Raw genomic sequence first — 14,859 nt, 5'->3', positions numbered from 1 at the left:
TTTAAATGTTTTAAAATAGCAACATTTTTATTTAGCTTGAATTAATTAACTCTATTTGGAATTAACATGACACAAAATAACTTTCGTAAAGAGCCTGTTTTCGGTGAACCTTTAACGCTTACTGAAGAGAATACAGTAGCAGAATCTAATCAAACAACTGAACATAACAAACCTTATGTTTCTTTACATTCAACTCAATCACCGGGTCATACCTTCACGCCGATTATGAAACGTCCGGAGCCGATTGAAAAACCACAAGCTGAACAAATGGCAAAACCTGCAAAAGAGTTTCAATTTACGCCAACTTCAGAGGAAGTTGAGCAAGTAACTTCAGAAGTAGAAGAAACCGTCTTAACATCAAGTGAAGCTCGTATTGAATTAAATGAAAAAGTAGAGGAAGAAATTGTGGTGAAACCTATTAACGAGGGCTTTACTACTGAACGTGTTATTCCAAATGTTACAGCGACAGCAGCAGGTGCATCAGTTGCGGCAGCGGCTGCAACGGTGAAAACAGACAGTATGCTTAAAGCGAAAATGCCTGCAAAAACACGCCGTTTATTATTGGTAGCATTATTAGCATTGGCATTATTGGTACTTTTCTTTTTATTAAAACCAAGTACACCTGAAACAGTAGAAGAACTGCAATCTCAGCAAGGTAGTAGTTTACCGATTGAGTTCCGTCCTGTGGATGAAGCAGAAGCAAAACGTGCAGAAGAACAGGCTCGAGCTGAACAAGAGGCAGCGGCGAAACAGTTGCAGGAACAAGAACAAGCTGCGCTACAAACCCAGCAAAGTGTAAATGAGCCTCAATCTTCAACTCCAGCACAAAGCGAGCAAACAGTTAATACTCAGACTCCATCTGTTACTGAGCCACCTGTTGCGGCAAAACCAGTTGAAAATAAACCTGTTGTAACTCAGCCTGTTGTTAAACCTCAAACGCAGGGGAGTGTAGTTTATCAGCCTGAAACAAAATCACAGCCTAAAACTCAGCCTAAAGCTGAACGTGTAACGACTCAACCACAGAAAGATGTTGCTAAAGTAGCTTCTAAGCCTACAACTGAAAAAGCGCCATTAAAAGCAGAAGTTGAGAAAGCTACAATTTCATCTATGGCAACTAAAACGATGACTGTGCCAAAAGGGGTATCATTAATGCAGGTGTTCCGTGATAATAATTTAAATATCTCAGACGTTAATGCTATGAGTAAAGTGAACAATGTCGTAAGTAATTTAAAAGTAGGTGAACGTGTAACTGTGCGCTTAGACAAAAATAACCGTGTAGTTGAAATGAGCATCGGCTCTGGCGGTAAATTTACACGTCAATCAAATGGTAGCTATACTTTTAAATAAAACAAATCAAGAGCAACGCTACAAACGTTGCTCTTTTTTTGAAAAAGGAGTACAGATGAACTTATTTCGAAAACAACATAAACTTATTGGGTTAATTGCAGTGACAATATTAGCTGGTGCTTGTACTCCTGCGGTAACACCTGTGGAGCAGATTCATCAGGTTCAGAGAGGCAAAGAACTGACGCAAACAGTGACTACTCAGATTGGGCAGGCTTCTGAAGTTGTTATCTATCGTTGTAAAAATGATAAAAAAGTAGAAGTTGAACGCCAGAATAACACGAGCAATTTCACTAAAAAAGAAATGGTAACGATCAGTTTTCAAGGTATATCACACCAACTTTCTGCAGTAGTCACAAAAAACGGAAAAAAATATACCAATATCCGCTGGACATGGCATGAAACACGTGATGGCAAAGCTTTTTTGTATAATAATACCAAAAAAACATTAGCAGCAAATTGTGTTAAACAGTAGCAAGCGGTAAGATCTTCAGAGAATTTTGCAAATGAATATTTTAGTGATAGGGCCTTCTTGGGTTGGGGATATGATGATGTCCCATTCATTATATCAACAGTTGAAAGTACAATATCCGGATTGTCAGATAGATGTTATGGCACCGGATTGGTGCCGTCCGCTATTAAGCCGTATGCCGGAAGTTCGTAAAGCTATTTCTATGCCAATTGGGCATGGAGCTTTTCGTTTATGTGAACGTTATCAGCTTGGAAAAAAGTTTAGAAATCAATATGATATGGCAATTATATTGCCTAATTCATTAAAGTCAGCTTTTATTCCGTTATTTGCCAAAATTGCTAAACGTCGTGGCTGGAAAGGGGAAAGTCGCTATTTTTTGCTAAATGATCTACGTAGCAATAAAAATGATTATCCTATGATGGTGCAACGTTATGTAGCACTTGCTTTTGAACAAGGTAGTATTCCGAATGCAGATCAGTTGCCGATTGCTTACCCTTACCTTAAAACAGATTTGCAGGAAATTGCTCAAACCAAAGCGAAATTTGAAAAGCAGTTTGCTTATGCACAAGAGCGTCCCGCTATTGGTTTCTGCCCTGGAGCAGAGTTCGGGCCGGCGAAGCGTTGGCCACATTATCATTATGCTGAACTTGCCAGAGTATTGATTGAACAAGGCTATTCTGTGCGTTTATTTGGCTCGAAAAAAGATGAAGAGGTAGGTGAGCAGATTCGTTTAGCCCTACCTGAACACTTACAGCGTTATTGTATCAATCTTGCCGGTCAAACAGATCTCAACCAAGCGGTTGATTTAATCGCCGACTGCCAAGCGGTTGTGAGTAATGACTCAGGGCTAATGCACATCGCCGCAGCCTTGAATAAACCGCTAGTGGCACTATACGGCCCGACTAGTCCTCAATATACGCCTCCACTTGCCCCAAACGCAGTAATTATCCGCTTAATTGAAGGTGGATTAATTAAAGTCCGCAAAGGTCAAGGGGCTGAAGGTTATCATCAAAGTTTAATTGATATTAGCCCTGAAATGGTGACGGAAAAGCTCAGAGCATTATTATAAATCTTACAACAAGCGGTCGTTTTTTGTCTGTACTTTGCAACGAAAATTAAGCTGCTTGTTATTTAAAAAAATGAAAGTTCTAATCGTAAAAACCTCCTCAATGGGTGATATTCTACACACTCTGCCTGCCCTAACCGATATGCGAAAAGCGATTCCTAACTTGCAGGTGGATTGGGTCGTTGAAGAAAATTTTGCTGAAATTCCTATTTGGCATTCTGCGGTGAGAAAGGTAATTCCCGTTGCGATTCGTCGTTGGCGGAAAAATTTATGCAAGCGTTCAACATGGCTTGAATGGCAGCGTTTTATCAAAGAGTTGAAAAGTGAACAGTATGATGCGGTCATTGATGCTCAAGGCTTAATTAAGAGTGCGGTATTGGTTACCCGACAAGCTCAAGGTAAAAAATTTGGCTATGATAAACAGTCTGCCCGTGAGGGATTAAGTAGTCTGTTCTATGATGCAACCTTTGATATTCCTTACCAGCAACACGCGGTAGAGCGAATCCGTAAACTCTGTGCTAAATCCCTAGCTTATCCTCTACCGCAGAATCAGGGTGAGTATGCTATTTCTCAGCATTTTGCAAAAAATCAAACAAAAATAACCGCTTACATTATGCTGATTCATGCTACAACCCGAGCAGATAAGCATTGGAAAGAATCTTATTGGGCTGAAGTAATAAAGTCCCTGGCAGAGCAAGGGCTAGAAGTGCGATTGCCATGGGGAAATCAAATAGAAAAAGAGCGAGCTGAGCGTTTAGCCGCGGTGGCAGAGAATGTAATTGTGTTACCGAGAATGACTTTAACCGAATTGGCTATGCAAATTGAAGGTGCTCAAGCGGTAATTTCAGTTGATACAGGGTTGAGCCATTTAACAGCAGCATTAGATAAACCAAATGTGATTTTATATGGCGCAACTGACCCTAAGCTAATCGGGGCTTATGGTAAAAATCAGCACTATTTGACTTCTGATAAAATGGATAATATTTTGCCGACTCAGGTGCTGGAAAAACTAAAAACAGTGATTGGAAAATAATCACTTCGGTATCTGCCGAAGCTTGACTTCTATACGTGATTCATTTAGAATTTCTTGTCCTTTCCTATGAAAGGATATTTTTAATTTTATTTTTAATAATTTTAACTGGAGCTTTTTTAATGGCAACTATCAACCAATTAGTACGCAAACCGCGTGTGAAAAAGGTTGTAAAAAGCAACGTTCCTGCATTAGAGGCTTGCCCGCAGAAACGTGGCGTGTGTACTCGTGTATACACTACTACACCTAAAAAACCGAACTCAGCATTACGTAAAGTATGTCGTATTCGTTTAACAAATGGCTTTGAAGTAACTTCATACATCGGTGGTGAAGGTCATAACCTTCAAGAGCACAGCGTTGTATTAATCCGTGGCGGTCGTGTTAAAGACTTACCGGGTGTGCGTTACCACACTGTACGCGGTGCATTAGACTGTGCTGGCGTGAAAGATCGTAAACAAGGTCGTTCTAAATACGGCGTTAAACGTCCTAAAGCTTAATGGTTCTCCGTTGAGTAAGGCCAAACGTCTAAATTTTAATATTTAAACCATAAACTCCAGTCAATATGCCTTAAGGCAGATTAGATGAGTTTTGGATATCCTGAAGATTTAATATACGGAGAAATTTCCAATGCCACGTCGTCGTAGTATTGAACCACGCAAAATTCTTCCAGATCCGAAGTTCGGTTCAGAATTACTTGCAAAATTTATTAACGTTTTAATGGTAGATGGTAAAAAATCTACTGCAGAAAAAATCGTTTACGGTGCATTAGAAGCTTTAGCACAACGTTCTGGTAAAGAAGCGTTAGAAGCATTTGAAACAGCATTAGAAAACGTACGTCCAACAGTTGAGGTTAAATCTCGCCGTGTTGGTGGTTCTACTTATCAAGTACCAGTAGAAGTTCGCCCAACTCGTCGTAATGCATTAGCAATGCGTTGGATTGTAGAAGCAGCTCGTAAACGTGGTGACAAATCAATGGCATTACGTTTAGCTAACGAATTATCAGACGCAGCAGACAACAAAGGTTCAGCAGTGAAAAAACGTGAAGACGTTCACCGTATGGCTGAAGCTAACAAAGCGTTTGCTCACTTCCGTTGGTAATCGTTTAAGTAAGCTTATTCAAGGCTTCATCTCAGTTTGCGGTGAAGCCTTACCCTTATTAAGAATTTCAATTTAAAACCAAAAGGTAAGAATTAAATGGCTCGTCAAACCCCTATTGAAAGATACCGTAATATCGGTATTAGTGCGCATATCGACGCGGGTAAAACAACGACCTCTGAACGTATCCTTTTCTATACAGGTGTAAGCCATAAGATCGGTGAAGTTCATGATGGTGCTGCAACAATGGACTGGATGGAACAAGAGCAAGAGCGTGGTATCACAATTACTTCTGCTGCAACAACTGCGTTCTGGTCTGGTATGTCTCAACAATACCCACAACACCGTATTAACGTTATCGATACTCCGGGACACGTTGACTTTACTATCGAAGTAGAGCGTTCAATGCGTGTTCTTGACGGTGCGGTAATGGTTTACTGTGCAGTAGGTGGCGTTCAACCACAATCTGAAACTGTATGGCGTCAAGCTAACAAATATAAAGTACCACGTATTGCGTTCGTAAATAAAATGGACCGTACTGGTGCTAACTTCCTACGTGTTGTTGAACAAATCAAAACGCGTTTAGGTGGTAATTCGGTTGCATTACAACTTCCAATCGGTGCAGAAGATAGCTTCAAAGGTGTTGTTGACTTAATTAAAATGAAAGCAATCAACTGGAACGAAGCTGACCAAGGTATGACTTTCACTTATGAAGACGTTCCTGCGGATATGTTAGAAGCATGTGAAGAACACCGTGCAATGTTAGTTGAAGCAGCAGCTGAAGCATCAGAAGAATTAATGGAAAAATTCTTCTCTGGTGAAGAATTAACAGAAGATGAAATCAAAGCTGCGTTACGTCAACGTGTATTAGCAGGTGAAGTAATTCCTGTATGCTGTGGTTCTGCATTCAAAAACAAAGGTGTTCAAGCAATGCTTGATGCGGTAATTGATTACTTACCGGCACCAACAGATATCCCTGCAATTAAAGGTATCAATGAAGATGAAACCGAAGGTGAGCGTCATGCAAGTGATGATGAACCATTTGCTTCATTAGCATTCAAAATTGCAACTGACCCATTCGTAGGTAACTTAACCTTCTTCCGTGTGTACTCAGGTGTAATTAATTCAGGTGATACTGTTTACAACTCAGTAAAACAAAAACGTGAGCGCTTTGGTCGTATCGTACAGATGCACGCGAATAAACGTGAAGAGATCAAAGAAGTTCGTGCGGGTGATATCGCTGCTGCAATCGGCTTAAAAGATGTTGGTACAGGTGACACATTATGTGCAATCGATGCACCAATCATCCTTGAGCGTATGGAATTCCCTGAGCCGGTAATCTCTGTTGCAGTTGAACCAAAAACTAAAGCTGACCAAGAGAAAATGGGCTTAGCGTTAGGTCGTTTAGCACAAGAAGACCCATCATTCCGTGTTCACACAGATGAAGAGTCAGGTGAAACCATTATCTCTGGTATGGGTGAGTTACACTTAGACATCATCGTTGACCGTATGAAACGTGAATTCAAAGTGGAAGCAAACATCGGTAAACCACAAGTATCTTACCGTGAAACTATCCGCACTCGTGTGAACGATGTTGAAGGTAAACACGCAAAACAATCTGGTGGTCGTGGTCAGTACGGTCACGTTGTTATCGACTTGTATCCATTAGATCCAGAAGGTCCTGGCTATGAGTTCGTAAACGAAATCAAAGGTGGTGTAATTCCTGGTGAATACATCCCTGCAGTTGATAAAGGTATCCAAGAACAACTTAAATCTGGTCCATTAGCGGGTTACCCGGTAGTTGATTTAGGTGTACGTTTACACTTCGGTTCATACCACGATGTTGACTCATCTGAACTTGCGTTTAAACTTGCTGCATCATTAGCATTTAAAGCAGCATTCGCGAAAGCAAGCCCAGTATTACTTGAGCCAATTATGAAAGTAGAAGTTGAAACTCCACCGGATTATGTTGGTGATGTAATCGGTGACTTAAGCCGTCGTCGTGCAATGGTTAACGGTCAAGAAGCGAACGAGTTCGTTGTTAAGATCAATGCTGAAGTTCCACTTTCAGAGATGTTTGGTTATGCAACAGACTTACGTTCACAAACTCAAGGTCGTGCATCATACTCGATGGAACCTTTAAAATATGCTGAAGCACCGAAAAACGTTGCTGATGCTATTATTGAAGCTCGTAGAAAATAATATGTTTAACCTGAGCCATAGCAATAGGGCTGTGGCTCATTTTTTAGGAAGATATTAAAGTGTCTAAAGAAAAATTTGAACGTACAAAACCGCACGTTAATGTGGGTACAATCGGCCACGTTGACCATGGTAAAACAACTTTAACAGCTGCAATCACAACGGTATTAGCGAAACACTTTGGTGGTGCAGCGCGTGCATTCGACCAAATCGATAACGCGCCGGAAGAGAAAGCACGTGGTATCACCATCAACACTTCACACGTTGAGTACGATACAGCGACACGTCACTACGCACACGTTGACTGCCCGGGACACGCGGACTATGTTAAAAACATGATTACCGGTGCGGCGCAAATGGACGGTGCTATCTTAGTAGTAGCGGCAACAGACGGTCCAATGCCACAAACTCGTGAGCACATCTTATTAGGTCGCCAAGTAGGTGTTCCATACATCATCGTATTCTTAAACAAATGCGACATGGTAGATGATGAAGAGTTATTAGAATTAGTTGAGATGGAAGTTCGTGAACTTCTTTCACAATACGATTTCCCAGGTGACGATACTCCAATCGTACGTGGTTCTGCATTACAAGCATTAAACGGCGTTGCAGAGTGGGAAGAGAAAATTTTAGAATTAGCAAACCACTTAGACACATACATTCCAGAGCCTGAGCGTGCGATTGATAAACCATTCTTATTACCAATCGAAGACGTATTCTCAATTTCAGGTCGTGGTACAGTAGTAACAGGTCGTGTTGAGCGTGGTATCATCCGTACTGGTGATGAAGTTGAAATCGTAGGTATCAAAGATACAACGAAAACAACGGTAACTGGTGTTGAGATGTTCCGTAAATTATTAGACGAAGGTCGTGCGGGTGAGAACGTAGGTGCATTATTACGTGGTACTAAACGTGAAGAAATCGAACGTGGTCAAGTATTAGCGAAACCAGGTTCAATCACTCCACACACAGACTTTGAATCAGAAGTTTACGTATTATCAAAAGAAGAAGGTGGTCGTCACACTCCATTCTTCAAAGGCTACCGTCCACAGTTCTACTTCCGTACAACTGACGTAACTGGTACTATCGAATTACCAGAAGGCGTAGAAATGGTTATGCCTGGCGATAACATCAAGATGACAGTAAGCTTAATTCACCCAATCGCGATGGACGAAGGTTTACGTTTCGCGATTCGTGAAGGTGGCCGTACAGTAGGTGCTGGTGTTGTTGCGAAAATCATCAAATAATTAAGCGAAAGTTTATATTTGAGATAAGCGAACAAGCGAAAGAGAGGTGTATCGAAAGGTATGCCTCTTTTTTATTGCTTGAAATTGCTAGAACAAAGTCTCAATTTGCAAAATAGTGAATAAAAAAGACCGCTTGCAACGAGGTAGGCGTATGCAAGCGGTCAGATTTTAGGTATGTTTTGCAAAACGGAGAGGTTTTCTGTGATTTAGCCTCTCTAGCAATGAGTTTCTGCTCGACAGTTTATCGATAGAACGCTACAATAGCTGTCTATTTATGTATCTTTTTTATATCCCTAAACCGAGGTTTAAGAATGTCATTTTCAATTGAAACATTAGAAGGCTTACAACGCCGCGTAACAATTAACGTACCAGCTGACAAAATCGAAGCAGCATACAAAGAACAATTAAAAGGCTATGCGAAAAATGCTCGTGTAGATGGTTTCCGTAAAGGTAAAGTGCCCCACTCAATTATTGAACAGCGTTTCGGTATCGCAGCTCGTCAGGATGTATTATCTGAAGAAATGCAACGTGCATTCTTTGAAGCAGTGATTGCGGAAAAAATCAATCTTGCGGGTCGTCCAACATTCACCCCGAACAACTATCAACCGGGTCAAGATTTCAGTTTCACTGCAACCTTTGAAGTGTTCCCGGAAGTGGAATTAAAAGGTTTAGAGAATATCGAAGTTGAAAAGCCGGTTGTTGAAATCACAGATGCTGATTTAGATAAAATGGTTGATGTGTTACGTAAGCAACAAGCTACTTGGGCAGAAACTGCAGATGCAGCAAAAGCAGATGCACGTGTAACAATTGATTTCGTTGGTTCTGTAGATGGCGAAGAGTTTGAAGGCGGTAAAGCGTCTGATTTCGTATTATTTATGGGACAAGGTCGTATGATTCCGGGTTTTGAAGATGGTATTGTAGGCCGTAAAGCAGGTGAACAATTTGATATTGATGTGACTTTCCCGGAAGAGTATCACGCTGAAAACTTAAAAGGTAAAGCGGCTAAATTTGCTATCACCTTGAAAAAAGTAGAAGATATGGTATTACCTGAATTAACAGAAGAGTTTGTGAAAAAATTCGGTAATGCAAAATCTGTTGAAGAATTACGTGCAGAAATCAAGAAAAATATGCAACGTGAATTAAGAAACGCAGTAACTTCTCGTGTTAAATCTCAAGTGATCAACGGCTTAATTGCACAAAATGATGTTGAAGTGCCTGCAGCAGCAGTGGAAGAAGAAGTAAATGTGTTACGTCAGCAAGCTGTTCAACGCTTTGGTGGTAAGCCTGAAATGGCAGCACAATTACCGGCTGAGTTATTTGAAGCAGAAGCGAAACGCCGTGTGCAAGTAGGTTTATTACTTTCTTCAGTTATTGCATCTAACGAATTAAAAGTAGATGAAAAACGCGTTGAAGATATGATCGCAGATATTGCATCAGCTTATGAGCAGCCGGCAGAAGTGGTAGCACATTATGCGAAAAACCGTCAACTAACAGAAAATATCCGTAACGTGGTATTAGAAGAACAAGCGGTTGATGCTGTATTAGCAAAAGCGAAAGTAACTGAAAAAACAATGTCATTCGATGATGTAATGACACAACAGGCACAATAATTTCCTTGTTTAAGGTGGGCAAAAGCTCACCTTTTATTACTTACAAGCGGTTACTTTTTAGTAAAAATTTACCGATTAAGTCTCTTCTTACATAATCGGTATTTGCAAAATTTTAATGAAAAACGACCGCTTATTTATGTTAATTTTGAGGAAATTCAGCTATGGAACAACTTACTTTTGCAGAGCAGTTTCAGTTATTTGTAGCCAACCATACGATTATGGTTGTTGCATGGGTAGCTTTATTCGGAGCGGTAATTTTCAGCTTTTATAAATCTGCTACCAGCAAATACAAAATTGTGGATAATGCACAGGCAACGCAATTAATTAATAAAGAAGATGGTGTTGTGATTGATGTCCGTTCGGATGAAGAATTCCGTATGGGGCATATCATTGATAGCATTCACGTCTTACCTTCAGATCTGAAGTCTAATAAGATCCATCAGATCGAAAAATATAAAGATCGTCCTGTTATTTTTGTTGATACCAACGGATTAAGTTCTGCAGGCTTGGCAAATGCTATCTCGAAACAAGGTTTTAACAAGGTATATGTGTTAAAAGAAGGTATGGCAGGCTGGCGTGCGGGTAGTTTACCGACGGTAAAAAAGCATAAATAATTTATTTATAAGGAAATTTTATGTCAGAAGAAAATCAAGTTGCTTCAGCAGAAGAAGCTACTCAAGCCCCTTTTGAGCTTCAAATTCAACGTATTTATGTAAAAGATGTTTCTTTTGAAGCACCAAATTTACCGAATATTTTCCAACAAGAATGGAAACCACAACTAGGTTTTGAGCTTGATACGGAAACTAAAGAAATTGGTGAAGATTTATACGAAGTTACGCTTCACATTACAGTTCAAACTACACTAGAAGATAGTGGTGATGTAGCATTTATCTGTGAAGTGAAACAAGCGGGTGTGTTCACGATTAAAGGTATCGAAGGCATTCAACTTGCACATTGCTTAGCATCGCAATGCCCAAATGTGCTTTACCCTTATGCTCGTGAATTAATTTCTAGCTTAGTAAATCGCGGCACATTCCCAGCATTAAATCTTTCTCCTGTGAATTTTGATGCGTTATTTATGGATTATCTCCAACGTCAAGAACAAGAAAGTGAGAATGAGCCTGTTTTAGCGAACTAAGCATTTTCAATCAAAATAGGTATGCATTGCATACCTATTTTTTTATAAGCGGTTATATTTCTTTAATTTTTTGCAATTTTTGAGTATTTTGCGGAGTAAATATGAGTGAAATCTATTCTGAACCTATTACTGTTTTAGGGGCAGGCTCTTATGGGACTGCGTTAGCTATTGCTCTTGCTCGTAATGGGCACAAAACCTATTTATGGGGACATAATCCGCAAAAAATGGCACAGCTTGCCGAGCAACGAATGAACCAAGAGTTTTTACCGGATATTGTTTTCCCTGAAGCATTGGACGTGTTGGCAGATTTAGCGATTGCATTACAAAAAGCAAAAGATCTGCTGATTGTTGTTCCTAGCCACGTTTTTTCTGATGTGTTGGCACAAATTAAGCCGTTTTTATCCAAACAGCACCGCATCATGTGGGCGACCAAAGGGCTTGAACGCGATACCGGGCGGTTATTACAAACGGTGGCAGAAGAGATTCTCGGGAAATCTTATCCGCTAGCGGTACTTTCCGGCCCAACTTTTGCTAAAGAACTTGCAGCTGGTTTGCCGACTGCTATTTCGCTTGCTTCAACTGATCCTGTTTTTGCCGATGAAATGCAGCAGCGAATTCATTGCTCAAAGGCATTCCGTGTTTACTTAAATAATGATATGGTAGGCGTACAGCTTGGCGGGGCAATTAAAAATGTGATTGCAATTGGTGCCGGTATTTCAGATGGCATGGGCTTTGGTGCTAATGCTAGAACGGCATTAATTACCCGAGGATTAGCAGAAATCAGTCGCTTAGGCGTATCGCTCGGAGCTGATCCAAAAACCTTTACCGGCATGGCCGGCTTAGGTGATCTGGTGCTGACTTGTACCGATAACCAATCCCGTAACCGCCGTTTTGGTTTAGCATTAGGGCAGGGAAAATCGGCAGAATCGGCAATTGCCGAAATCGGACAAGTAGTGGAAGGTTTTTATAATACCAAAGAGACTTATCTGCTAGCGCAAAAACAAGGCGTAGAGATGCCAATTGTAGAGCAAATCTACCAAATGCTGTTTTGCCAAAAAAATGCAAAAGATGTGGTAACCACTCTATTAGGTCGTGAACGTAAAGGTGAATAAAGAGGATACTATGGATAAATTAGAAGTTGATAAAATCTGGCAGGAAATCCGGGCGGAAGCTCAGCAGTTAGTTGAGTGTGAGCCAATGCTTGCAAGCTTTTTCCATTCTACTATTTTAAAGCACTCACATTTAGGAAGCTCTCTTAGCTATATTTTGGCCAATAAACTTGCTAATTCCATTATGCCGGCGATTGCTCTAAAAGAGATTATTGAAGAAGCCTATCGTGCAGATCCTCGAATTATCCATAGTGCAGCCTGCGATATTAATGCTGTTCGCACCCGAGACCCAGCAGTTGATAAATGGACAACGACCTTACTTTATTTAAAAGGATTTCACGCTTTACAAAGTTATCGTGTCACCCATTATCTTTGGAATCAAGGTAGAAAAGCTCTCGCCGTTTATTTACAAAATGAAATTTCAGTTGCCTTTGATGTGGATATTCATCCTGCTGCCAAAGTAGGCTGCGGCATTATGTTTGACCACGCAACAGGTATTGTAGTGGGCGAAACCTCGGTAATTGAAAATGATGTATCGATCCTACAAGGCGTAACGCTAGGGGGAACAGGCAAAGAACATGGAGACCGACACCCAAAAATTCGTGAGGGTGTGATGATTGGGGCAGGAGCGAAGATTTTAGGGAATATTGAAATCGGACGCTATTCCAAAATTGGTGCAAATTCTGTGGTATTACAGCCAATTCCAGACCACGCAACTGCTGCAGGGGTACCGGCACGCATTATCGGCAAATCATCAGAACAAAAACCGGCATTTGATATGAACCAATATTTTGAAGATGAACAAGGCTTGTTTGGTGATGGTATTTAATCGGCAAGCGGTCGATTTTTAGCAAAATTTTGCAAATGAAAAGGGGCTTTGCCCCTTTTGATCTTTTTGTTCTACTTAGGATTTTTGAATTACAATTTCCCAAGCTGCATCGCCTATTTGTGCAAAATGAGTGACGGGATAATTGTTTTCTGCCGCCCAACGTGGAAGGTTTTCTGTAGCTTCGGCACAGGTAAATTGGATAGCTAATTCGTCACCAATGTTAAGATCAACGATTTTCTTTTTTGCTTCCATAAGAGGATAGGGGCATAAATGCCCTTTTGTATCAAGTTCATAACGCATCGTTATTCTCCTTATTTAGACTGCCTAGTTGGTCGAACATAGACGAAATGGGTCATAATCCATACGCCTATCATAATGAAAAAGAGGGAAATCCAGCCTTTGGCACTCATTACTGCAGTAGCGGTTAAGCCGTTTCCGATCGTACACCCGCCAGCCAGTGAAGCACCAACGCCCATTAGCAATCCGCCAATCACGCTATTACGGCAAGTGGCTAAATCAGGCATACGCCATTTAAATTCTTTGCTGCCTTTGGCTGCAATATAAGAGCCAAGCATAATACCAATAACAAGAAATACTCCCCAGTTAATCAATTTTGCATCGCCTGTGACTATATAGCGTACAATGTTGGCAGACGGGCCAGTAATGCTTAGGCCACCCGATTTACCGTTGCTCGCATTTACTCCCCAAGCAGAAAAGGCTAATAAACCAATCAGCACGGCGGCAAAGAATGGGTGATAGCGTTTTTCAAATAGATAGTGACGAAGCCCTGTCCATTTGCGCGGTAATGCAGCCACTTTTAAGGCAGGTCTGGATAAAGTGCGATAAACAAGGATAGCAGTAGCAATAACTAAGATACCGACTAATAACCAAATCGGCACACCAAAGATAGCAGCTAAATTTTCTTCCATTTTGCCGTATTGCATCATTGACTTGGTGAACTCACTTAATACACCGAAACGCATTGCCGCAGCACTGAGCATATACATTACCAAAGCAATCCAAGCACTGATCAAGCCTTCACCGGCATGATACCAAGTTCCAGTGGCACAACCGCTGGCTAAGATAATGCTCATCCCGAAAATGAGTGAGCCGATAATTGTTGCAGGAAGTGAAAAATCTTTATAAGGAGAGGCGATAAAACCCAACTCAATCAGCGAAACCACACCGATACTTTGTACAGAAATAGCGATGAGCAATGCATAGAACATTCGGTTGTTTTTGAGAAGATACATATCGCGAAACCCACCTGTCAGGCAGAAGCGGGAGCGTTGAAAGACAAAACCAAGTAATCCACCGATTAGCAAGGCTGAAAAGAAAGACCAAAACATAACTAAACCTTAGTATAATGTATTGAAAAATGAGAATTGGATTTTTGTTTAAATGAATATGGCTGTCAAGATTACTATGATCGTTTTGTGAGATAGGTCACACTATTTTTCAATAGTAGAATTCTCTCTACTTAGAATTTCGTATTTGCGAAATTAATAGAAATGAGCTGGGGTCATCTGAATTGACGTTGTTCAGGTATTGATAAATAAGGATTTGTCTCAATTCAAATTTCTCTTGTACTCCTAAATGTACTCCTAAAATCAAAAGTCACCCGTTTCTCTGGTCACAATATTGAGGCAATTATATTATGAAAAATAATTACCTAAACATTTTATGTTTTGTGTGAAGAATAAAGTGATAGAAAGTGATA

At 40.5% G+C, this 14,859-nt stretch carries 15 protein-coding genes; 13 read left to right on the top strand and 2 right to left on the bottom strand.

The window, feature by feature from the left end:
• Positions 1-66: 66 nt before the first annotated feature.
• From A4G16_RS07640 to cysE, 13 genes are all read left to right on the top strand, one after another.
• Positions 67-1,347, top strand: coding sequence for a LysM-like peptidoglycan-binding domain-containing protein (locus A4G16_RS07640; protein WP_165889384.1), 1,281 nt, complete (start codon positions 67-69; stop codon positions 1,345-1,347).
• Positions 1,348-1,402: 55 nt separating this feature from the next.
• On the top strand, positions 1,403-1,819 hold the full coding sequence (locus tag A4G16_RS07635) for an MliC family protein (protein ID WP_165889383.1): 417 nt from the start codon (positions 1,403-1,405) through the stop codon (positions 1,817-1,819).
• A gap of 31 nt (positions 1,820-1,850) precedes the next feature.
• On the top strand, positions 1,851-2,885 hold the full coding sequence (waaF, locus tag A4G16_RS07630; RefSeq protein ID WP_165889382.1) for a lipopolysaccharide heptosyltransferase II: 1,035 nt from the start codon (positions 1,851-1,853) through the stop codon (positions 2,883-2,885).
• 70 nt (positions 2,886-2,955) lie between these two features.
• A complete protein-coding gene (gene rfaC / locus A4G16_RS07625; protein WP_165889381.1) occupies positions 2,956-3,915 on the top strand; it encodes a lipopolysaccharide heptosyltransferase RfaC in 960 nt (319 codons plus the stop codon).
• Positions 3,916-4,034: 119 nt separating this feature from the next.
• On the top strand, positions 4,035-4,409 hold the full coding sequence (gene rpsL / locus A4G16_RS07620; RefSeq protein ID WP_005543325.1) for a 30S ribosomal protein S12: 375 nt from the start codon (positions 4,035-4,037) through the stop codon (positions 4,407-4,409).
• Between the two features lie 130 nt (positions 4,410-4,539).
• Positions 4,540-5,010, top strand: a complete 471-nt coding sequence (gene rpsG, locus A4G16_RS07615; protein ID WP_027073770.1) for a 30S ribosomal protein S7 — start codon at positions 4,540-4,542, stop codon at positions 5,008-5,010.
• A 96-nt stretch (positions 5,011-5,106) separates the two neighbouring features.
• A complete protein-coding gene (gene fusA / locus A4G16_RS07610; RefSeq protein ID WP_165889380.1) occupies positions 5,107-7,209 on the top strand; it encodes an elongation factor G in 2,103 nt (700 codons plus the stop codon).
• A 59-nt stretch (positions 7,210-7,268) separates the two neighbouring features.
• Complete coding sequence (gene tuf / locus A4G16_RS07605; RefSeq protein ID WP_027073920.1) at positions 7,269-8,453, top strand: elongation factor Tu; 1,185 nt, start codon at positions 7,269-7,271, stop codon at positions 8,451-8,453.
• A 311-nt stretch (positions 8,454-8,764) separates the two neighbouring features.
• A complete protein-coding gene (tig, locus tag A4G16_RS07600; RefSeq protein ID WP_165889379.1) occupies positions 8,765-10,063 on the top strand; it encodes a trigger factor in 1,299 nt (432 codons plus the stop codon).
• A gap of 161 nt (positions 10,064-10,224) precedes the next feature.
• The gene (locus A4G16_RS07595) at positions 10,225-10,677 is read left to right on the top strand and encodes a rhodanese-like domain-containing protein (RefSeq protein ID WP_165889378.1); all 453 of its coding nucleotides are present in this window, start codon (positions 10,225-10,227) and stop codon (positions 10,675-10,677) included.
• 20 nt (positions 10,678-10,697) lie between these two features.
• On the top strand, positions 10,698-11,201 hold the full coding sequence (secB, locus tag A4G16_RS07590; protein WP_165889377.1) for a protein-export chaperone SecB: 504 nt from the start codon (positions 10,698-10,700) through the stop codon (positions 11,199-11,201).
• Between the two features lie 101 nt (positions 11,202-11,302).
• Positions 11,303-12,313, top strand: a complete 1,011-nt coding sequence (gpsA, locus tag A4G16_RS07585; protein ID WP_165889376.1) for an NAD(P)H-dependent glycerol-3-phosphate dehydrogenase — start codon at positions 11,303-11,305, stop codon at positions 12,311-12,313.
• 10 nt (positions 12,314-12,323) lie between these two features.
• Positions 12,324-13,139 (top strand): serine O-acetyltransferase, encoded by an 816-nt coding sequence (gene cysE / locus A4G16_RS07580; protein WP_165889375.1) that lies wholly within the window; start codon positions 12,324-12,326, stop codon positions 13,137-13,139.
• 75 nt (positions 13,140-13,214) lie between these two features.
• On the opposite strand, the gene A4G16_RS07575 is transcribed toward cysE, so the two are convergent.
• Both A4G16_RS07575 and A4G16_RS07570 read right to left on the bottom strand, forming a co-directional pair.
• On the bottom strand, positions 13,215-13,439 hold the full coding sequence (locus A4G16_RS07575; protein WP_165889374.1) for a sulfurtransferase TusA family protein: 225 nt from the start codon (positions 13,437-13,439) through the stop codon (positions 13,215-13,217).
• A gap of 11 nt (positions 13,440-13,450) precedes the next feature.
• Positions 13,451-14,488: a YeeE/YedE family protein gene (locus tag A4G16_RS07570; protein ID WP_165889373.1), complete on the bottom strand. Its 1,038-nt coding sequence runs from the start codon at positions 14,486-14,488 to the stop codon at positions 13,451-13,453.
• Positions 14,489-14,859 lie beyond the last annotated feature (371 nt).

Source organism: Mannheimia granulomatis, assembly GCF_011455695.1.
Classification (GTDB): Bacteria; Pseudomonadota; Gammaproteobacteria; order Enterobacterales; family Pasteurellaceae; genus Mannheimia; species Mannheimia granulomatis_A.
The sequence above is the reverse complement of the archived record's forward strand: the minus strand, read 5'-3'. Positions and strand labels throughout refer to the sequence as shown.